The sequence below is a fragment of the Halobacillus faecis genome, from assembly GCF_007991335.1.
GTDB classification, from domain to species: domain Bacteria; phylum Bacillota; class Bacilli; order Bacillales; family Halobacillaceae; genus Halobacillus; species Halobacillus faecis.
Genome location: NZ_BJYD01000026.1, coordinates 99,230 through 119,796 on the forward strand (window position 1 = coordinate 99,230; position 20,567 = coordinate 119,796).

Sequence of the window (20,567 nt, forward strand, 5' to 3'; positions counted from 1 at the left end):
ACACAGCAATACCTACATTTATTTTTGGTGATTTGTATTTTTATATATGAGTTGAGTAGCAGCTATTAGTACACCTAGAAAGAACCACAATAAATTAAAATGAAATATAGAACTAGGCACTGTACTTGCTGGGATAAATAGTATAGTACACCATAAAATAGGCCACAATACTTCATTTAATTGATTATTTCTATTCTTTATCAATAAAACTAATGAATGTATAAATAAAAATATTAAACCGAAGAATACAAGTAACCCATAATTTGATGATATTTCCAACCAAAAATTATGAATTTTCCATCCTGTATCTGGCATGTAAGCTTCAATGTTACCTGGGCCAACTCCAAGTGGATTCTTAGTTGTTATTTCAAAAGCACTGGCTGTTAATTTTCCCCTCCCTCCCCCAATCTCATTATTTAAAGTCAGAACAGTGTTTATAGCCTTATGGATTACATCGTTAAAAAATGCAAATAGAACTATGGCAAATATTATTGAAAAGAACAAAAATTTAGTTTGTTTTAAATACAATTCTCTCATAAAAAAAGTAATTGAAGTAATAAGAAAAATCCCGATTAATGATCGAGTTGAATTTAAGTAGATTATATAAAAAATGCTTATATACATGAATAACCCGAGTAGCTTGAATATATAGTTCGATTTAATCCAATATAGAACTATAGGAAGGCTCATTATTAAAAAAAAGCTATAATCGTTTGGGTTATAAAATCGGAATGTAGCGATATCATTTAAACCATAGTGGAAAGCTCCTGAGCTGGGTAGATGGTTACCAGTTAATATTTCCCACCAAGCAATTGATAGAGAAACTAGGACTAATGCTCCCCACACCTTATATAACAATTTAAAACGACAGTATGAATTAAAAATTCTAATCACATAAATTATTATAAGGATCCCAATAAGTAGCAATTGATAATGATGCATAGTTTGCGTGGAGTTTTGAACCCATAAAAGTTGGATAGAAGCATATAAAAACCAAAAAAAGAAAAAAATGAACGGATACAAGTTCTTTTTATAATAGATTGTATTATCCCTTATATCTATTAAAATGTGTACAAAGAATAATATACTAAATATAATAAGACCAAATTTACCGTGTAGCATCTGAAAACATACCAATGAAACTAACAAGATCACTGATATATATTGCAGTTGAATGCTTTTTATATTATAGATTGAGATCATCTTATTACTTACCTCTCCTGAAGTATCAAGTTTAGATTACATAGTTTTATTATATTTGCTATTCCTTCTCCTACTTTTAATGATTTTTATTCTTGAAACCAACCATGAAAATTTGAAAATTTCCTTGTTAAATATCGGAATTTTATTTTTCTTTAAAGTTAAGTACACAGGTAATATTTCTTTTATCCCTAAACTCTTAGCCATTAATACGAAACCTCTTCCGCTTAATTTTAGTGATGTAAATTCACTATCATCCAATATCCCTTTCAAGTAATTGAAGTATTTAACAAAAACTTCCAACCTTGTCAAAATGATTTTACGACTTAAAGTAGTAGTCAAACTACCTTTACTTTTAGTTACACAATAAATCGTTCCATTATCTATTTTGAAGTTTTCCATATAATAACCCACTTGAGTCGAAAACATGATATCGTTCGACACAAGAACCTCGTCGAAGTAGATATTATGTTTTCTTAAAAAAGATCTCTTATATAACTTAGACCAAGGTACTACGAAGGAGTATCTTAAATCAAGAGTCGATTTATTATCTCTTTTACTTTGATAATTTGATAATATCTTTTCATAAGGTACATGTCTGTCTGAAATATCACCGGTATCTGACTCTATACTAGTAGGCTTAAAAAATACTACTTCGTAACCAGTATCATTGTATTCTTCAACCTTATCCCAACACTCATCTAAAAAGTAGTCGTCATCATCTGCAAAAAGAATCCACTTGCCATTCGATTTATCCAAACCTATATTTCTACACACCCCTGCCCCAGGCAGTTTTGTAGTATTCTCATAGAAGGATACATTTTCTTTCTTTTTATCTTTAACATAAGAAAGTTCGTTTTCAAATTCACTACTACTGTTATCATCTATTACCAAAACTTCAATCTGTTTTTTGTTAGGTATTGAGTCCAGTAATGTAGATAATGTTTTAGGCGAATTATAGTGTGGAATTATCACAGAGATATTTATCATTACTTACTCCTTTTATTTATATTTCAAATAATGTTTCGTATTGTAGTTTATTCCGATAATTGCTAGCCTCTTTTTTAGCAAATAAAAATGCCCGTTTAGATATATCATCATATTCTTTCTGATCCATCTCTAAGCATGTTTTTATAACATTATTAAATTGGCGGTATTTATTTAGAGGAATATCCCATCCAACAGATTTCTCTTCTAATTCTCTCCATGGAGTTTGATCACTAATTATTACTGGACAACCACCAATTAAAGCCTCTGAAATAACATGCCCAAAATTCTCCCCATAAGTTGGGAAAAGAAATACATGATTGTTATTAAAGATATTGAAAACATCTTTATGTTCTGATATACCATTATAATTAACATTTATGTTAGAAGGTAACGTGTTTATAATTTTCTTACATTCAAGCCAATACTTTTGATCTTCAATAGGGCCATAAATATTGAAGTCTATATCTCCTTGTATATCGTTTAGGATACTTAGCGCAAATTTTAAGTTTTTCTTAGGGTGAATCCTTGAAATAAAAACAACCTTTAATTTGTTTTTATACTTTTTAATTTGCTTATTGAAGTTTAATGATTCGTAGTCAGATGTTAAGTTATTTGCTATAGTAACATCTATGTCCTTATTAAGATTTCTCTTTATATCCTCACTTTCTGTAACAGCAGTTGCATGCCAATTAACATTTTTATATAAATTGAAGAATTTTGATGTGTTAATAAAAATCTTTTTCTTGAAACTTTTTAAATTTAAGGCTCCTGGAGAAAACTCTCCTCTTGGAGCTATTACCAAAGGAGAATTTCTCTTAATTATATTCAAATTTTTTAACACAACTGGTAATATGCTAAATTTAAAAGAAAAAAAGCTATTTAAATAGATTATATCGAAATTGATAGAATTAATTATTTTTGTCATTTTTTTTATACTTAATCTAGAAATATCAGTATAGAACACCTTGGCATTCCCTACTTTTTCCCACTTGTCAACTTCGATCTTTTCAAAAGGTTTATTTTCTCCAATGTCCCTATCTGACGTAAGGACATGAAAATCATATTTATCAGAAAGGTTGTCAACTAAATTTTTTATAGACTGAACAGGACCTCCAGCTTTAAAACTTGGTATATAATATCTAGTCAATATTAAAATCTTCTTTTTCATGCTACTATTTCACCCAAACTAATCTATTCACGTAATCAGTGTAAGACAGCATGATTCGTAATACTTTATCTGAAACATTTGGCATACTATAATCATCAACATTTCTTAGCGTGTCTGTTTTTTGCAACTCTAAGACTCTCAGTCCTTGTAATATTCTTTCTTTCTTCAATCCAACCATCATAACAGAAGCTTCCTCCATTGCTTCTGGTCTTTCATGAGCTTGTCTTATATTGAGTGCTTTAAATTTTAAAATAGAAGATTCTTCGCTTATTGTTCCACTATCACTTAGAACAGCTCTCGCATTGACTTGAAGCTTCACATAATCATTAAACCCTAAAGGCTTGATAGTTCTCACTAATGGGTGGAACCCTATCCCCTTAGTATCAATCATTTTTCTAGTTCTAGGGTGTGTACTGACAATTACTGGCATTTTATATTTTTCAGCTATCGCATTTAAACTTTCAGCTAAATCTAGGAAGTTAATTTCCGAATTGATATTTTCTTCCCTATGAGCAGACACAACAAAATAATTATTTTCATTTAGATCAAATCTTCTTATTACGTCTGAATTCTCAATGTCATCCTTCCTCAATTTAAGAACCTCAAACATAGGGGAGCCTGTTTTAATAATTCTATCAGATGGGAATCCTTCTTTAAGAAGATATTCTCTTGCAATATCACTGTAAGTAAGATTAATATCAGCTGTATGATCAACTATCTTTCTGTTCGTTTCTTCTGGCACCCTTTGATCGAAACATCTATTCCCTGCTTCCATATGAAAGATTGGAATTTGCCGCCTTTTTGCAGCAATTGCACTTAAACAACTATTAGTATCACCAAGGACTAAAAAAGCATCTGGTCTTATCTTTTCCATAATTGGATCAATACTAACTAATATATTTCCTATCGTTTCTACCGCTGATCCAGTGGCAGCATTAAGGAAATAGTCAGGTTTACTCAGGTTAAAATCATTGAAAAACACTTCATTTAATTCATAATCGTAATTTTGTCCTGTATGAACAAGTGTATGTTCAACCGCATCAGAATTTTCTAATTTATTTATGACAGCCGATAACCTTATTATTTCAGGTCTAGTCCCAACTACTGTCATGACTTTCAATTTTTCCATTAACTATACCTCCAACAAATAAGTGTCTGGTGAATCAGGGTTAAAGCATTCATTTGCCCACATTAATGTGACTAAGTCGCTCCCACCTACATTTACAATGGAATGTGTATAACCTGTTGGAATATCAACAACCTGTAGCTTTTCTCCACTGACTCTATATTCAATAATTTCTTTGGTATCTATCTTTCTGAAACGAATTAACCCTTCTCCACTAACAACTAAAAATTTCTCATTTTTCGTATGGTGCCAATGGTTCCCTTTTGTAATTCCAGGCTTTGAAACGTTTACAGAAACTTGCCCTCTTTCAGGTGTTCTCATAAACTCTGTAAAGGAACCTCTTCGGTCGCAGTTCATACTTAAATCATATGAAAACTGATCTTCTGGTAAAAAGCTTAAGTAAGTACTATATAGCTTTTTAGTCAGCGGATCCTCCATATTAGGTATATTTAAACTATTTCTACTTTCTTTAAAGCTCTTTATAAGGTTCGCTAATTCTAAAAGTCTAACATTATGAGATACAGGTACATTACAAAAATCACCTTGAACAGTTGGACTCCCTTTTAAAGCTCTAATAAACTCTTCTAATACATCGTCTATATAACAAAGTGTCAGGTTGGCGGTGGGATTATCTACTTGGATATCTAAGCCTCTCGAGATATTATGACAATATGTAGCTACTACTGTATTATAGTTGGGTTTACTCCACTTACCAAATAAATTTGGTAGTCGATATATATATACATTAGCACCAGTATCATATTGATATTTTAATAATAAATCTTCTCCAGCTTTCTTGCTCCTTCCATATGGATTGTCCTTTTCTGCTTGAGTAGAAGAAGTAAGAAGCACAGGAGCTTTATTATTATATTTTTTCAATAAGTCTATAATATGTGAAATTAAATCAAAATTGCCTTTCATAAATTCTTTTTCATCTTTCGGTCTATTTACACCAGCTAAGTGAAAGACAAAATCACATTTTTGCACATAATCGCCAAGCAGTGAAAAGTCATCTTCCCTAGTGAACTCAAACACTTTATTATACCCCTTGTTTTTAAGCTCCGCAATGAGGTTCTTTCCTACAAATCCACTTGCTCCTGTAACAAGAATATTCATTTTAAAACCACCCTTTATTTAGTAACGTGAAATTTTTCATTCCATTCTTGTAATTCTTTTCTTACAAATTCTAGCTGAAGTAATTTTTCTTTAATTTCTTCTATAGTAAGGGTTTGTGTGTTATTTGAATTATACTCTTCTACAGTCGTAAGTTTTCGATCTCCCTCCGCAAAATATTTGTCATAGTTAAGATCCCGTTGATCTGCAGGGACTCTGTAAAAACCTGGCAAATCTTCCGCCTTTACATATTCCTCCTTCGTTAATAATGTTTCATAACGTTTCTCTCCATGGCGTGTTCCTATAACTTTTATTTCAACTTCTGAATCAAATAATTCTTTGACTGCTTGAGCAAGATCTCCAATTGTGCTGGCGGGAGACTTTTGAACCATTATATCTCCCGCTTTTGCATTTTGAAATGCAAAAACTACTAATTCTACTGCTTCTTCTAAACTCATTAAAAACCTTGTCATGTTAGGGTCAGTTACTGTTAATGATTGATTATTTTTAATTTGTTCAATAAATAACGGTATAACAGAACCGCGTGAAGCCATCACATTCCCGTACCTTGTGCCACAAATTAAGGTCCTTTCTGGAGAAACTGTTTTTGATTTTGCAACAAAAACTTTTTCCATCATTGCCTTGGAGATCCCCATAGCATTAATAGGGTATGCTGCTTTATCTGTTGAAAGACAGATCACCTTTTCAACTCCGTATTCTATAGCTGCTGTCAATACATTATCCGTACCATTTATATTAGTTTTCACTGCATCTAAAGGAAAGAATTCACAAGATGGTACTTGCTTTAAAGCGGCAGCATGGAAAATATAATCAACCCCATGCATGGCATTTTTCACGCTTGATATGTCTCTCACATCACCTAAATAAAATTTTATTTTTTCATCTTTATATTTCTTCCTCATATCATCTTGTTTTTTCTCATCCCTAGAGAAGATACGAATTTCTTTAATATCACTATTCAAAAATCTCTCCATAACTGCATTACCAAAAGAACCCGTCCCACCTGTTATTAATAAAACCTTATCTTTAAACATCCTCTTACCTCTTTTCTTTATATTTAAAATGACTCATTATGATTTCGTACGAATGTCTGCTAGTGTAGTTTTTTTCTAAATAGCTTCTAGCATTAATACCCATTTGTTCTCTTAATTTATTGTCACATAACTGTTTCAATTTCTTATTGAACTGTTTAGTATTATTACTCTCACACCAGTATCCGAATTCACCTTCTACAATAACTTTTCCAATATCAGTATTCACATCAGTAGCTGCTAATACAGGCATAGAGGCTTGCATATAAGTTAGAAGCCTGGAGGGGAAGTTTGGTATTGTAAATCGATTGTCTAGAAAAATAAGCCCTACATCACATGAATTTGCTAAAGCTTCATAATCATCTTTTTTCATTTGAGATAATAATAGTGCATTTTTAGGTTTTTCACGATTAAAAAAAGCACTAAGCTTATTAAACTCTGTACCAGATCCAGCAATAACAAAATATACATCATCATTATCCTTATTGGTCTTTAGACAATTTATTAAGAAGTCAATGCCCTGGGGTTTCCCTAGATTGCCTCCATATATAAATACTGTTTTATCTAAAGGTATATTATATTTTGACCTTATGTTTCTAATTTTAGTTTCAGCCCTATCTACCTTTACAGGGGTTATACTATTCGGACACACTTCAACTGTATTAGGAAGAACTTCGGTATTATTATTAATAACAAAATCAACATTTCCCTGAGACATACACCCAATATGATTCGACAAGGCATACAACTGCTTTTCTTTCATTTTAAAATACTTATGAAGCAAGCTATTCTTACTAAACATATTCAAATCAACTGCATTTTGAGGGAAAATATCTTTTAGTAATAGATAAGTTCTTGCATTATCCCTTTTTTTCACATAACGTACAACCTTACCAAAAGTTATTGGTGGAGTTGAGTAGATTACTAAATCAAAGTTTATATTCTCCATATATTTTTTAATCGCTTTTAAAAACAAGCTCTCTATCATTATAGTAGATATACCTTTTTTAATAAGGTTAGTATTTCTTATGTTACCAATTTTAACCCTAAGAAATTGTACTCCATTTTCATTTACATATTCAGTAGGTTTATGCAATCTTTTTTCTATAGAACTAACAACATAGACATTATGCCCCTTGTCCCTAAATTGCCTTAACAAATCTGTATAGAGCCCTCTATCTTCTATATTATTTAACCGCCCTATTGATAAAAACAAAATATTCATAATTTCACCCTTATTTTTTCTACTTTAAGTGGAGGCGATTTCTTTAGGATCTAATATTTTTACCTCATTAAATTTCATCATACTAACTCCTTCTTCATAATGACCAATGACATTATCATTAACATTTTCATATATATTATTTATTATCAATTCTGGCACATTCACCCCACTCTCATATGCATGGGGGTAGCCTCCTCCAAAGCGCGGATTTACTTCAGAGATATAATATTCACCATTGACTTTAAAAATATCAACATCAATAATCCCTTTTAATCCAGTTCCTTTAATAAACTTCTTTATTAACTCCACAAGCTCTTCATCCTTAAATGAAATCGATTTGTCAGTTTCGCCAGCCCTCATTTTAACCTTTTCTTTTATAAATATCGCGACTGGTTCACTAGAGATCATATCAATATAAACATCCGCGCCATACTCAATACCATCCATAAATTCTTGTATCATTAAATTATCAAATCTACTAAATAGGAATTCAACTTCTTCTTTAGTAGATACTTTATTTATATTATTACTTGAACTCCCTTTTATAGGTTTAACAAAAACTGGATAATCAATAACACCCGCTTCTACATCACTGAAAAACTGCTCTTTATCTATATAACTATTTACAGTCGGTAGCCCATTTTGAACTAGGAATTCAAACATCTTGTATTTATCAAAACATATTTCAATTACATCAAGCTCTGAAACAATTGGAACCGTACCAATGTCAATAAAGCTTTGTTTATGTTTTGCAAGAAGACTAAGTTCTGGATCTATCAAAGAAAAAACTGCTTTAATATTATTATTTTTGCAGATAGAAAGAATTTCATCTAGATATCCTTCATCATTCATTTTCGGGACAATGTATTGCTCATCAGCTTCATAGAGTGCTGGAGCTAAATAACTACAGTCTGTTGCTATGACAAGGCCTCTACCATTTAACTCTTTTTTAAAATACTGTACAATCTTATTTCTCGTTCCACAACTTAATATTAGTATGTTTAAGTCATCGCTCATTTTTCAAATCCTCCAAATTATCAAAAAACAACGGCGTTCCACCTGTATGAATAAATAAAATATTTTTTCGTGTAATATCATTTTTATAAATATACTCTTTCATGCCCCAAAAAGCTTTACCGGTATATGTCGCATCCATTGGAATACCATCATTAATTAGAATACTTCTGATAGTTTGTTTTATTTCATCATTATGAGAACCATAACCATCAAGAATATAGTTGTCTATAAAAGATACAGCTTCAGACCCTAGTGGTACTTCATTTTTATTTAATAAGTAACTATTAACACTATCTAAAACAACTTGACTACCGTAAGGATTTTTTCTTGCATTGCTAATCCCTATAATTTCTCTCTCATCACCATGTAGAGTTTTCCCACATACTAGTCCAGCTTGTGTCGTACCTGTTCCAGTCGTAAGGAATATATAATCAAAGTACATGCCTGTTACCTTCTCATAATCTCTGATCTCTTCATATGCATTCACATAAGATTGTGTACCAATTTCACCGTGGCCTCCACCCTGAATGAAATACGGTTTATAGCCTTTTTCTTTTAATTCTTTCATTTTGCTATCAATCGTAATACTAACTTTTGAGACGGGACACAACGTAACAAAAGCTCCAAACAATTCAATCATAGTGCTATTTGAGGTTGGGTCACTTGATTCAGATGGGGATATGATATAACATGACATACCCTTGGAAGCCGCAATATTAGCAATAACCCTGCAGTGATTTGAGCGAGAGCTACCATAAGTAACTACACAATCTGATTTTTCTGAGGTTAAATCCTCAAAAAAAAGAAGTGCTTTCCTAGCCTTGTTACCACCAAAGGAAACCGGAAAAAGGTCATCTCTTTTAATAAAAAATGTATTGTTATTTTGATTTTCACTCATTTTTTGAATTGGTGTTGCTTGATAATTAATTAAGTCCAACTTTCAGACCGCCTATTATTTAAAATATAGTTTTCAACATCCAAATTATAAATATATCTATTTATAGATTTTCCATTATAAAAGAGATCATCTTTGAGTAGTACTCCTTTTACGAACCCACTTTTTTCAAAAAGCTTTTGAGCTTGTATATTGTCTACTTCTGTATAAAGATATACTTTTATTAGACCAAACTCATTAGAAGCCTTCTTAATTAAAAGGTTTGTTGCTGCTTTAGCTATGCCTTTACCTTTGTATTTATCTTCACCTAGACAAATGTAGTATTCAGCCTCTTTACTTTTTGAATCAATATTTAGTAAACCAATTAATCCAGCAGGTTCATTATTAAACGTAATGGTATAATCAACCCTATCGTATCTTTCCTCAAGAGATTTATACCATTGTATAGTTTTATCTTCTCTTAGGGGTAAATCATAATGAAGGTATTTGTTATTTTTTTTATCATTTATCCACTTTACTTTGAATGGAATATCCTCTTCTTGAAATCTTCTAATAGCTGTCGTCATACCTTACCTCCTTGAATACTAATTAAGAGTACATCAAATCTTTTCATTTTTTGTATTGCTATGTGTATAGATACTCTCCCTTTTGAACAGCTTTTCCATTGTCTTAAGTAGGATCTTAAAGTCTACAAAAATGTTAAACTTCTCAACGTACTCAACATCAATGGGAATTCTTTCATCCCACGTTACAGAATTCCTAACAGTTACCTGAGTTAACCCCGTCATGCCTGGTTTCATAATGAAACGTTTCCTTTGTAATTCACTGTATTCCTCATAATTATATGGATGATGTGGTACTGGAGGTCTCGGACCAACCAAACTCATCTCTCCAGTCACAACATTCAAAAGTTGAGGAAGTTCGTCCAGACTTGTAGCGCGTAGTATTTTTCCAATTTTAGTTATTCGGTTATCGCTATCCGTTTTCACGAACAAACCTGATCCGGTTTTTTCTGCATCCATTACCATTGTTCTAAACTTAAAAATTTTAAAGATTTTTCCGTTCCTACCTAGTCGTTCTTGTTTGAATAAGATCGGGCCCTTTGAAGTAACTTTAATTAATATTGCTATAATGATTAGAATAGGAGAAATAACTATTAAACCAATTAAACTCCCGAATAAATCCATTATACGTTTTAAGAAAAAGTTAAATTTATTCATCCTTAACTCCACAACCCTTTAACAATCTTGACTACTCTCTTTAAATCCTCATCCGTTATCTTCGTATCGGAAGGCAAACAAACACCATTTTCAAATAGCTGCTTCGAAATCCCTGTACCAACAAAATCATATTTTTTAAAGTATGGTTGCATATGCATAGGCTTCCATATTGGTCTCGATTCTATATTCTCTTCTTCAAGAGCCCTCATTACATCTATCGGTCTCACTTCACCATTCAGAGTCAAAGAACTCAACCAATAATTCGGTTCATCCCACTCATTTACTGGCATGAACTCAACACCTTCGAGTTCTCCAAGTTCTCTCTTATAAAAATCAAAAATATATTTCTTCTTTTCAACTCTTTCCTTAAGTACCTTAAGCTGACCTCTTCCAATCCCAGCAACCACATTGCTCATACGGTAGTTAAACCCTAATTCACTATGCTGATAATGCCTAGCCTGATCACGAGATTGAGTAGCCCAAAATCGTGTCTTTTTTATCATTTTTTCATTGTTAGAAACAAGCATCCCCCCGCCGGATGTGGTAATTATCTTGTTTCCATTAAATGAAAAGATTCCATAGTCTCCCAAAGTTCCTGTATGTTGTCCTTTATAATAACCACCCAATGATTCTGCTGAATCTTCAATGACGATTACATTATATTTTTTACAGAGATTCATTATAGGATCCATATCCGCCGAAAGCCCGTATAAGTGTACTACAATCACAGCTTTCACTTGAGGGTATTTTTGAAAAGCTTCTTCAAGAGCATGTGGGCACATATTCCAAGTTTCATAGTTACTATCTATAAATACGGGTGTAGCGTTTTGATAAATAATTGGATTCGATGTTGCAGAAAAAGTTAATGTTGGGCAGAAGACAATGTCTCCCTCACATACACCGGCTGCCTTTAAAGCTAAATGAATAGCAGCTGTTCCTGAGGACAAGGCTGCAGCTGACTTCGACCCAACTTTAGCTGCCAATTCTTTTTCAAATTCATTTACGTTCGTACCTAATGGCGCAATCCAATTGGTATCAAACGCTTCTTGGACGTATTGTTGTTCATAACCTTCATCACTCATATGAGGGGATGAAAGAAAAATCCGTTCTCCCATACTTTCAAACTTCCTTCCAATTCGTTTCTTTTTTTGGTTTGCTTGGAGTTCTATGTAAGTTACGTACATAGAACTCCAAGCAAACCAGCTTATACTTCTTCATTATTAGAAGGTTGCCGTAAGGCAACCTCTAATAATTTCAATTAATTCGTAGATGCTTTGCTTTCCTCCAAAATCTTTTCCATATAACTTATCACATTATCTCTCAATTCACGACGCTCAAGCGCAAGCTCTAGTGTCGTCCTTACAAACCCAAGCTTTTCTCCAACATCATACCGCGTACCTTCAAAGTCATAAGCAAACACACGCTGGATCTCATTCAGCTTCTGAATCGCATCCGTCAACTGAACCTCACCACCAGCACCTTTCTCCTGCTTATCCAAAAACATAAAGATCTCAGGATTCAGTATGTAACGTCCCATAATCGCAAGGTTCGAAGGGGCAGTGCCTTGTTCAGGTTTCTCAACAAACGTCTTCACCTGATAACGGCGACCATCTTGATCAAGCGGATCAATGATTCCATAACGATGGGTTTCTTCATCTGAAACCGTTTGGACACCAATAACGGAAGATAACGTTTCTTCCTGCTGGTCCATCAACTGACGCAGACAAGGCTTTTCCGCACGAACAATATCATCTCCAAGAAGAACAGCGAAGGACTCATCCCCGATAAATTTACGCGCACACCAAACAGCGTGCCCAAGTCCTTTAGGCTCTTTCTGGCGAATAAAGTGAATCTCTACGTTGGAAGTCGCATTCACTTTTTCAAGAAGATCATACTTCTCTTTCTGCATCAAATTATCTTCAAGCTCAAAGTTCTTATCAAAGTGGTCCTCAATCGCTCGCTTCCCTTTACCCGTCACAATAATAATGTCTTCAATTCCAGACTCAATAGCCTCTTCAACGATATACTGAATTGTTGGTTTATCAACAATCGGTAACATCTCTTTAGGCATCGCCTTGGTCGCTGGAAGGAAACGAGTTCCTAATCCAGCTGCTGGAATAATCGCTTTTTTTACCTTTTTCATAACAAGCTCCCCCTTACAAACCTATAACACTTGCTCCAAAACTTTTTTGCTAACTGGTAGTCTATTATTAGCCAAGTCAATCGCATACTTTCTTAGGTCTTCAACACTACTCTCCGCATGATGTTCGACCAAATACTCCACTAACTGATAGTCAAACTCCACCGTCTTCCCAATAAAAATCTTCGGAAACACCGGCTTCTTATTCACTTCCTTATCACTCAGAAGCTCCTCATACATTTTCTCACCAGGACGAATACCATTGAACTGAATCGGAATCTGCTCTTCCGTAAACCCGGAAAGATGAATTAAGTTCTTCGCAAGATCGACTATCTTCACCGGTTCACCCATATCAAGCACAAACACCTCTCCACCACGAGCAAGAGCCCCAGCTTGTAGAACCAACCTGGAAGCTTCTGGAATAGTCATAAAGTAACGGGTCATATCCGGGTGAGTTACGGTAACCGGCCCACCTGCAGCAATCTGCTTCTTGAATAGTGGAATAACACTACCACGGCTACCGAGTACATTACCGAATCGCACAGCTACGAACTTTGTCTGACTTTGACGACCAAGGTTCTGCACGACCATTTCTGCAATACGTTTTGTAGATCCCATCACGTTAGGTGGGTTCACCGCTTTGTCTGTGGAAACGAGCACAAAGGCTTTCACCCCTGCATGGTGTGCAGCTTCGGCGACGTTTTTCGTTCCGATGACGTTATTCTTCACCGCTTCTTTCGGATTTGCTTCCATCAATGGAACATGCTTGTGTGCAGCTGCGTGGTAAATGTAGGACGGTGCATAGTCTTGTACGACTTGGAAAATGCGCTCTCTGTCCTGAACATCCGCAATAACGGTCACAAATTCTGTATCAATATCGAATTGTTTTAACTCCATATGAATGGTGTAAATGCTGTTCTCTCCATGTCCGAGTAAAATAAGACGTTTTGGACCGAACTTGACGAGCTGGCGGCATATTTCCGAACCGATACTTCCACCGGCGCCCGTGACCATGACTGTGCGTCCTTTGACTTCGGATTCTATGGAATCAATATCGAGTTCAACAGGCTCGCGTCCGAGAAGGTCTTCGATTTGAACGTCACGGATTTGATTGACAGATACATTCCCTAACGCAATATCTTCAATCATTGGCAAGGTTTGTACATTTTTGACGGCTTTTTTCGACATTTGAATCAGATTTTTTATCGTTTCCTGTTTTACCGAAGGCATCGCCATGACAATGTGATTTATGTGGTGCTTCTTCGCCAGATGCTCAATTTCCGTTGTACTACCCAGCACAGGTAAACCGGCAATCGTCAGATGGTGCATGGTGAAATCGTCATCGACAAAACCAATGACATCTCCATTGAATTCTTTCGAGTTGTTCATCTGTCTTGCAAGCATGCGGCCGGCGGCACCTGCACCGACAATCAATGTGCGTTGGCGGTTTGGGTCATTGATCAATTTCGCTTTCTTCAGCTTAGGGTTAAGTGTAAGGCCGTAGTTTTTATAATATTGCCAGGCGAAGCGGACTCCACCGATAAGTAAAATATGTAACATCCAAGTGATGGTCAGTGCGCGTTCATACACGCCACCAAACGTCACCCATTGAACGAGAACAGCCGTCAGTATGGATAACGTCACTATACCTATGATTCCAATCAATTCTTCTGTGCTGGCATAACGCCATTTTTTCTTATACATACCTGTAATGCTTGAAAATAAATGATGGCTGATGAGTAAAGTAGCTGAAAGAACAATCATGACATTGTCAAAAACAGCGACGTACGGGTTTAAGAAAAAGTGCGACATGTAAACGGAGAAGAATACAATGATGGAATCAACCAAAATAAGTAATAGAAGTCTTTTTTTATAAGCCGTTGTCAACACATTCCCTCCTTGTCTAAGTAAGATGATTTTCGTTGTTTCATAGCTTTAGCCAATTCCTTTTCTAAAAGTGCAAGCTTTTCATCTGGCGCTTCATATTTGATATAACGAATTGTTTTAATCGCAGACTTTGGTAACTTTCTGTTTTTCAAGATCTATTCACAACCTTTTCCCGCATCTGTTGGATATAATTAACAATTCATTGTAACTATTTTGTAACATTAATTATTGTATCAATATAGTTGTACCCTTAAAAGGGAATTTTGTGGTTATTTACATATTTTTTATATATTTTGCAAAAAAACGCTTTCATATATTATTGGTAGATATAAGAAAAGTGATTCTAGCATTTATAAGCCAAAATCACTTTCTACTCATCTACTAAAACAATCCAAGAACCTTTTTCTTTTTATTTATATGATGAGGCGGCTCTGCCTGCAGCACTCGTCCTGCAATAAGATCCTCCGCATTCTCAGAAAGCAGGTACACTAGATCAAGGCCATAGTTTTTCCTGATTTCACTATACGCTTCTGATAGGCAGAACCCTCGGGAAGTCGTATTGTGTGCATCGGTAGCAACTAAGTGTACTAGGTTCGCTTCAATCAATTGTTCAGAAAACTTCTTGACCTTCTTGCCGAACTTCCCGCAGACACTTGCGGCTGTCAGTTGGGCATACGTTCCTTTTTTCACGAACGAATAAAGAAGGTCAGGGTTTTCAATAATCGCTTTGTTTCTCTCTGGATGCACAATAACGGGCTGATACCCAGCTACCTGCATATCAAAGAATAACTGAGAAGCATATCGTGGTACAGAGCTTGACGGAAATTCGACAAACACATAATTCGTGTCATCATTGATTGGAAGCACTTCGTTCACTCTCAATCCCTCAATCATTTCCCCAAACACTCGCGTTTCCTGACCGGGCAGGACTTGTAGATTAATGCCTCGTTCTTGGAAGGTACGATTCAACTCTGCCACTTGAATCTTGATGTTGTTTTTATAATTGTTAAATGCTCCGTTATTGTGATGGGGGGTGGCAACAATATGCGTAATACCATCTTTTACTGCTGCTTCCGCCATCTGAATGCTTTCTTCAATTGTCTGCGCCCCATCATCGACACCTGGTAGGATGTGACTATGAATATCAATCAAAAGACTTACTCCCCTCTTTATTTTCTACACCTATGGTTAATATTTTCTATCTCTTTATATAATCTGTTTTTGATTATACCAATTTTAGACATTCTTTTGAAGAGGATTTCTCGTTCTTTTTGAAAATAAATAACTATTTTTTAAAATTCTTCATCTCGCTGTATATACACCTATATAGATTCTTATAAAAAAAGAAGAGCTGAACTCAGCTCTTCTTTTAAACTATTGTCCGTAATAGTAGTAATAATTGCTGGATTTCAAGTCTTGATCATTAAGGACAACACCTAGAATATTCGCCTGGGCTTGTTCCAATGATTCTTTCGCTTTCACAGCCGCTTCCTTCTCTGTCTGCTTGCTGCGAACGACAAGTAAGACGCCATCTACAAAGTTTGATAATACTTGAGAGTCTGTTACCGCTAGAACAGGTGGGGTATCAAAAACAATCATATCGTACGATTGTTTCGCTTCTTCAATAAATCGCTGCATTTTCTTCGATCCAAGTAGCTCGGATGGATTCGGAGGAATCGGTCCACATGTCACAACATCCAGGTTATCGATATGTGTCTCACTCGCTAATTTGAAGACTTGCTCATTCCCTACGAGGTAATTGCTCAATCCACTCGTATTAGCTACACGGAAGGTATAATGGATCGTCGGTTTTCTCAAATCCGCATCGACTAACAATGTCTTCTTCCCTTGCTGGGCAAAGACTACAGCCGTATTTGCCGTCGTGATGGATTTTCCTTCTGCAGGGCTTGCCGATGTAACGAGCATGGATTCTAATTCTTGATCAACGGAAGTAAACTGTAAGTTCGTCCGAATGGTCCGGAACTGTTCGGCAATCGGTGATTTCGGATTGTCGCCAGCAACGATGTTTCTAGCTCTTGAATTGACGGTTTGGTGCTTCTTTTTACGTGCCAACGGACTCACCTCTCATTTCTGTAACGTTCGACTTTTTTCTGGAACGGCCTTGGGCGGGAAGGTCATCAATTGTAATCGTTGAAACAACTCCCAGAACGGGCAGACCAAGGTTTTCTTCGATATCTTCCTCGTTTTTAATCGTATTATCTAAGTATTCTAATAAGAAAGCAATTCCGACACCTGCCATAAGGCCGACCACAAGAGCGATGGCAATGTTCAATGCCGGGTTCGGACTGAGAGGAGATGGATTAGGTCCGACTTCCGCATTGGAAAGCACGTTGACGTTATCTACGTTCATCAATTGCGGGACTTCTTCCTTAAATACACGTACGGTTGTATTCGTTAAATCTGCAGCAAGTACCGCATTGCTGTCTGTCGCTGTGACGCTTACCACCTGGGATTGTTCAGAACTGGACACTTGCAGCTTGTTTGCTAGTGTACTTGAGGAGTAATCCACCCCAAGCTCTTCTACGACGATATCTAAGATGCGGGGACTTTTAATAATGTCATTATAAGTATTGATCAATTCCACATTCGTCCGGATGTCATTAATATCGTAAGGGGCGTTTTGCTGTTGATTCTGAGACTGGCTGACAATGAATTGCGAAGATGCTTGATACGTGGGAGTAACAAGAAAAAAGGTGTACGCCGCACTCAGTCCTGCAGCTAGAATGGCTAAGCTGATAATCAGCCCTATACGTTTCTTCAGTACCTCGAAAATCTCTTTCAAGGAAATCGTTTCCTCCATGAATAAACCTCCTGTTGGTTGTCGAATAAACAGATATCGACATTATAGCATAAGATATCTTTCTAGCGACTGTAGATTTAGGAATCTTTAACTATTTCTTTACAATATAATGCTCTTTCTATCCTCAATTATCGGGTTTATTTGAGAAAATTGTAGGGTAATAGAATTGATATTGACAAAACACGACAAATTCCCCAGAACTATTTGCTTTTTATGTATGGAGAATTAATGACAAGAAGTTGCTTAAAAAGCGTACACTTGAGTTTACTATTGATGGCTCAGACGTTATTAGAAGTTTTTCTCAATAAAGAGACCACACAAGATCACTCATGTGGCCTCTGAACTTATTCCTGATTTACCTGCCATGTACCATCACGGCGGCTGTCTGCCCCACCATACATCGTCGTATTGGCTCGATCGACGACCAGCGCCTGGACACCTCCGTAATAAAAAGGAGAATCTTTTAGGTACACATTGTATCCACGCGCTTCCAATTCACGTCGAACCCCCTTATCAAACTCTTTTTCTACGAATATATTATTGTCTTCGATATAAAACCTTGGAGCTTGGATCGCTTCTTCAATTGGTTCATTGAATAAAAGGTTTTGAGTGAGGACTTGGGTCAGCACCATCGGAATTCGTTTTCCGCCTGGAGTACCGATTCCTATGACCTTCTCACCATTGGTTAGAATCGTTGGGGCTGTGAAACTTCTTGGCCTCTTCCCCGGTTCCTGGTTGTTGGGGGGAAGTCCACTAATACTGAAGTTCCTCATCGTATCATTGAGGAAAATGCCTGCAATGTTACGTCCGGATCCGAAGAAGTTACTCAGTGTATGCGTTGCAGAAACCATCATGCCATTTTTATCGACCACTACAAAGTGGGTGGTGTTGTCATGGTCTTCAATGTCAGCCTCTGAATCATTCACTTCGTACTGATCGGAAAGTTTATCCATAGAGATGGTGGAGGCAAGCTCTTCGGAATAAGGTTTAGTCGTCAGTTCTTGAATGTCGTTTTCATAAAAACGCGGATCTCCGATCTCACTTAAACGATCATCATAGGTCCTTTTAGAGATCTCACCAATAAGATGGATGTAATCCGCCGGATGTCCTTTGGTTTGTTCAATATCAAGCATTTCAGCCATTTGCAATGATTGGATCAACGTAACACCGGCTAGAGGCGGAGGAGAAGAATACACCTGGTATCCTGCAAATTCCCCTTGGACCGGTTCATTCTTCACCACTTCATAGCTCTCAAAATCTTCCTTCGTGATGCCTCGGACTTTAGAGACAATTTCATCGGTGATTTCGCCGGAGTAAAGGGCATCCGATCCTTGTTCCTGGATTTTTTTCATGGTACTTGCCAGTTCAGGCTGGCGCAGCTTCTCATTTGGTTCAATCGCCGTTCCGCCTGGATAGAAGTTGTCAAGCTCGTCAATTCTCATCCGATAGGCCGCTCCTTTAAGGCGTCCTGTTAAAAACGCATCGGTTTGGAAACCGTAAGAGGCATACTGAATCGCCGGATCTAATAGTTGCGCCATCTCTACCGTACCAAAATCTTCATGGACGGCTTCCATCCCTTTGACCATTCCTGGAACAGCGAAATTATAAGTTGGGCTGCCACCGGAAGGCGGGGCAATTTCTTTGTATTTATAATTGACTGGTTCTTCGTTACCACTCGGGAGGACAAGCATCTCTCCTCCTCCACCGATACCAGAACCATAAGGCTCAACAACCCCCAGCATATAAGAAACAGCGACAGCCGCATCGACTGCATTCCCACCGTCTTTTAATACTTGCATTCCCACTTTCACTGCAAGCGGGTGGGTGGAACTGACTCCATATCCCTCCGATGTCTCTAAAGGAGGAGTCGCTTCGACTTCATAATCGGGAATGTCCGTTTGAAACGTGCCCTGACTATAGTACACCCAACCGACACCAAGCGTCACTACAATAAACAAAGTGACAAATATACCTTTGTTCTCCATCACAAGCTCACCCTTCTGTCCTCACCATTCCATAGGCATGATGACCTAAGTTATCCGTATGTAATCTATCCATCTCTGACTCTATGTAACTATCCTTTGTAAAAAACGACCGTTATCTATTATAAAGGAATGCCCCGTTGGCTACAACAGAGAGAAAGGAAAGCCTGAAACAAATTCGTTTCTTCCTCCTAAAGAAAGCCACACTGAACGTTTCAGTGTGGCTTCTCCTTTTTATTATGAACCCAGTTGGTATTTCTCGTAATATTTTGTACGGTTTTGTTCCCAATCAGTCAGGGAAGTTTCATAGATCTGTTCCCCTGCTTGGTTATAGACACGTACGACGGTTCCGTCGCTTGTAATAGCAAAGCTCTCTTCCTGATCAGCCTCAGCCGTCGTCATAGAAACCGGTTCAACCACTTCTGTCTCTGCAGAAGCTGTTAAGGTCTCTTCCTTCGTAGTCGTTTCTTCTTCTAATTCCGCTTGAGCCAGAGCTTCTGTGAATAGATCGATTTCGGTCTCCTCAGAAGCCGTCAACGTTTCCAACTGCTTGAATTGAGTCATAAAAACCATCGCTGCCAACAACAGAACAAAAGGAACTACAGATTTTACGATTTTCATCAACAATACACTCCCCAAATTCCAATTTAATAGTATGCAAACCTAGTTTTATGTAAAGAGCTCTCCATTTGGAGAAGCCCTCTTTCAAAAAAACAATCAGTTCTTTGTGC

At 36.4% G+C, this 20,567-nt stretch carries 19 protein-coding genes; all 19 read right to left on the minus strand.

Features of this window, described 5'->3' with window-relative positions; all coding sequences use genetic code 11:
- Nucleotides 1-18: 18 nt before the first annotated feature.
- A complete protein-coding gene (locus tag HFA01_RS19250; protein WP_371860344.1) occupies nucleotides 19-528 on the minus strand; it encodes an O-antigen ligase family protein in 510 nt (169 codons plus the stop codon).
- A 711-nt stretch (nucleotides 529-1,239) separates the two neighbouring features.
- Nucleotides 1,240-2,190 (minus strand): glycosyltransferase family 2 protein, encoded by a 951-nt coding sequence (locus tag HFA01_RS14140; RefSeq protein WP_146817342.1) that lies wholly within the window; start codon nucleotides 2,188-2,190, stop codon nucleotides 1,240-1,242.
- A gap of 16 nt (nucleotides 2,191-2,206) precedes the next feature.
- The gene (locus HFA01_RS14145; RefSeq protein WP_146817344.1) at nucleotides 2,207-3,358 is read right to left on the minus strand and encodes a glycosyltransferase; all 1,152 of its coding nucleotides are present in this window, start codon (nucleotides 3,356-3,358) and stop codon (nucleotides 2,207-2,209) included.
- 4 nt (nucleotides 3,359-3,362) lie between these two features.
- Complete coding sequence (gene wecB / locus HFA01_RS14150; RefSeq protein WP_146817346.1) at nucleotides 3,363-4,487, minus strand: non-hydrolyzing UDP-N-acetylglucosamine 2-epimerase; 1,125 nt, start codon at nucleotides 4,485-4,487, stop codon at nucleotides 3,363-3,365.
- A 3-nt stretch (nucleotides 4,488-4,490) separates the two neighbouring features.
- Nucleotides 4,491-5,600 (minus strand): capsular polysaccharide biosynthesis protein CapF, encoded by a 1,110-nt coding sequence (locus HFA01_RS14155; protein WP_146817348.1) that lies wholly within the window; start codon nucleotides 5,598-5,600, stop codon nucleotides 4,491-4,493.
- A 14-nt stretch (nucleotides 5,601-5,614) separates the two neighbouring features.
- Nucleotides 5,615-6,652 (minus strand): polysaccharide biosynthesis protein, encoded by a 1,038-nt coding sequence (locus tag HFA01_RS14160; protein ID WP_146817350.1) that lies wholly within the window; start codon nucleotides 6,650-6,652, stop codon nucleotides 5,615-5,617.
- Between the two features lie 4 nt (nucleotides 6,653-6,656).
- Nucleotides 6,657-7,874, minus strand: a complete 1,218-nt coding sequence (locus HFA01_RS14165) for a glycosyltransferase family 4 protein (protein WP_146817352.1) — start codon at nucleotides 7,872-7,874, stop codon at nucleotides 6,657-6,659.
- 24 nt (nucleotides 7,875-7,898) lie between these two features.
- On the minus strand, nucleotides 7,899-8,891 hold the full coding sequence (locus tag HFA01_RS14170) for an ATP-grasp domain-containing protein (RefSeq protein ID WP_146817354.1): 993 nt from the start codon (nucleotides 8,889-8,891) through the stop codon (nucleotides 7,899-7,901).
- Nucleotides 8,881-9,828, minus strand: coding sequence for a 1-aminocyclopropane-1-carboxylate deaminase/D-cysteine desulfhydrase (locus HFA01_RS14175; RefSeq protein WP_246139337.1), 948 nt, complete (start codon nucleotides 9,826-9,828; stop codon nucleotides 8,881-8,883). The genes HFA01_RS14170 and HFA01_RS14175 overlap by 11 nt, the downstream gene beginning before the upstream one ends.
- Nucleotides 9,819-10,352, minus strand: coding sequence for a GNAT family N-acetyltransferase (locus HFA01_RS14180; RefSeq protein WP_146817356.1), 534 nt, complete (start codon nucleotides 10,350-10,352; stop codon nucleotides 9,819-9,821). Before HFA01_RS14180 ends, HFA01_RS14175 begins: the two co-directional genes overlap by 10 nt.
- Nucleotides 10,353-10,385: 33 nt before the next feature.
- Nucleotides 10,386-11,006 carry a sugar transferase gene (locus HFA01_RS14185; protein WP_146817358.1) on the minus strand — a complete coding sequence of 207 codons (621 nt, stop codon included), beginning with the start codon at nucleotides 11,004-11,006 and terminating at the stop codon, nucleotides 10,386-10,388.
- A 2-nt stretch (nucleotides 11,007-11,008) separates the two neighbouring features.
- Nucleotides 11,009-12,121, minus strand: coding sequence for a DegT/DnrJ/EryC1/StrS family aminotransferase (locus HFA01_RS14190; protein ID WP_146817360.1), 1,113 nt, complete (start codon nucleotides 12,119-12,121; stop codon nucleotides 11,009-11,011).
- 143 nt (nucleotides 12,122-12,264) lie between these two features.
- On the minus strand, nucleotides 12,265-13,149 hold the full coding sequence (galU, locus tag HFA01_RS14195) for a UTP--glucose-1-phosphate uridylyltransferase GalU (RefSeq protein WP_146817362.1): 885 nt from the start codon (nucleotides 13,147-13,149) through the stop codon (nucleotides 12,265-12,267).
- Between the two features lie 21 nt (nucleotides 13,150-13,170).
- A complete protein-coding gene (locus HFA01_RS14200; RefSeq protein WP_246139338.1) occupies nucleotides 13,171-15,036 on the minus strand; it encodes a polysaccharide biosynthesis protein in 1,866 nt (621 codons plus the stop codon).
- Between the two features lie 378 nt (nucleotides 15,037-15,414).
- Nucleotides 15,415-16,185, minus strand: coding sequence for a tyrosine-protein phosphatase (locus HFA01_RS14205; RefSeq protein WP_146817364.1), 771 nt, complete (start codon nucleotides 16,183-16,185; stop codon nucleotides 15,415-15,417).
- A 222-nt stretch (nucleotides 16,186-16,407) separates the two neighbouring features.
- Nucleotides 16,408-17,106: a CpsD/CapB family tyrosine-protein kinase gene (locus tag HFA01_RS14210; protein ID WP_146817366.1), complete on the minus strand. Its 699-nt coding sequence runs from the start codon at nucleotides 17,104-17,106 to the stop codon at nucleotides 16,408-16,410.
- On the minus strand, nucleotides 17,096-17,854 hold the full coding sequence (locus tag HFA01_RS14215) for a YveK family protein (RefSeq protein ID WP_146817368.1): 759 nt from the start codon (nucleotides 17,852-17,854) through the stop codon (nucleotides 17,096-17,098). The genes HFA01_RS14210 and HFA01_RS14215 overlap by 11 nt, the downstream gene beginning before the upstream one ends.
- A 344-nt stretch (nucleotides 17,855-18,198) precedes the next feature.
- Nucleotides 18,199-19,839, minus strand: coding sequence for a gamma-glutamyltransferase (gene ggt / locus HFA01_RS14220; RefSeq protein ID WP_146817370.1), 1,641 nt, complete (start codon nucleotides 19,837-19,839; stop codon nucleotides 18,199-18,201).
- Nucleotides 19,840-20,073: 234 nt separating this feature from the next.
- Nucleotides 20,074-20,457: a hypothetical protein gene (locus HFA01_RS14225; RefSeq protein ID WP_146817372.1), complete on the minus strand. Its 384-nt coding sequence runs from the start codon at nucleotides 20,455-20,457 to the stop codon at nucleotides 20,074-20,076.
- Nucleotides 20,458-20,567: the final 110 nt, after the last annotated feature.

Coding starts and splice junctions, on each gene's coding strand:
- HFA01_RS14140 (WP_146817342.1), bottom strand. CDS start 2,190: ATGATAAATATCTCTGTGATAATTCCACACTATAATTCGCCTAAAACA.
- HFA01_RS14145 (WP_146817344.1), bottom strand. CDS start 3,358: ATGAAAAAGAAGATTTTAATATTGACTAGATATTATATACCAAGTTTT.
- wecB (WP_146817346.1), bottom strand. CDS start 4,487: ATGGAAAAATTGAAAGTCATGACAGTAGTTGGGACTAGACCTGAAATA.
- HFA01_RS14155 (WP_146817348.1), bottom strand. CDS start 5,600: ATGAATATTCTTGTTACAGGAGCAAGTGGATTTGTAGGAAAGAACCTC.
- HFA01_RS14160 (WP_146817350.1), bottom strand. CDS start 6,652: ATGTTTAAAGATAAGGTTTTATTAATAACAGGTGGGACGGGTTCTTTT.
- HFA01_RS14165 (WP_146817352.1), bottom strand. CDS start 7,874: ATGAATATTTTGTTTTTATCAATAGGGCGGTTAAATAATATAGAAGAT.
- HFA01_RS14170 (WP_146817354.1), bottom strand. CDS start 8,891: ATGAGCGATGACTTAAACATACTAATATTAAGTTGTGGAACGAGAAAT.
- HFA01_RS14180 (WP_146817356.1), bottom strand. CDS start 10,352: ATGACGACAGCTATTAGAAGATTTCAAGAAGAGGATATTCCATTCAAA.
- HFA01_RS14185 (WP_146817358.1), bottom strand. CDS start 11,006: ATGAATAAATTTAACTTTTTCTTAAAACGTATAATGGATTTATTCGGG.
- HFA01_RS14190 (WP_146817360.1), bottom strand. CDS start 12,121: ATGGGAGAACGGATTTTTCTTTCATCCCCTCATATGAGTGATGAAGGT.
- galU (WP_146817362.1), bottom strand. CDS start 13,149: ATGAAAAAGGTAAAAAAAGCGATTATTCCAGCAGCTGGATTAGGAACT.
- HFA01_RS14215 (WP_146817368.1), bottom strand. CDS start 17,854: ATGGAGGAAACGATTTCCTTGAAAGAGATTTTCGAGGTACTGAAGAAA.
- ggt (WP_146817370.1), bottom strand. CDS start 19,839: ATGGAGAACAAAGGTATATTTGTCACTTTGTTTATTGTAGTGACGCTT.
- HFA01_RS14225 (WP_146817372.1), bottom strand. CDS start 20,457: ATGAAAATCGTAAAATCTGTAGTTCCTTTTGTTCTGTTGTTGGCAGCG.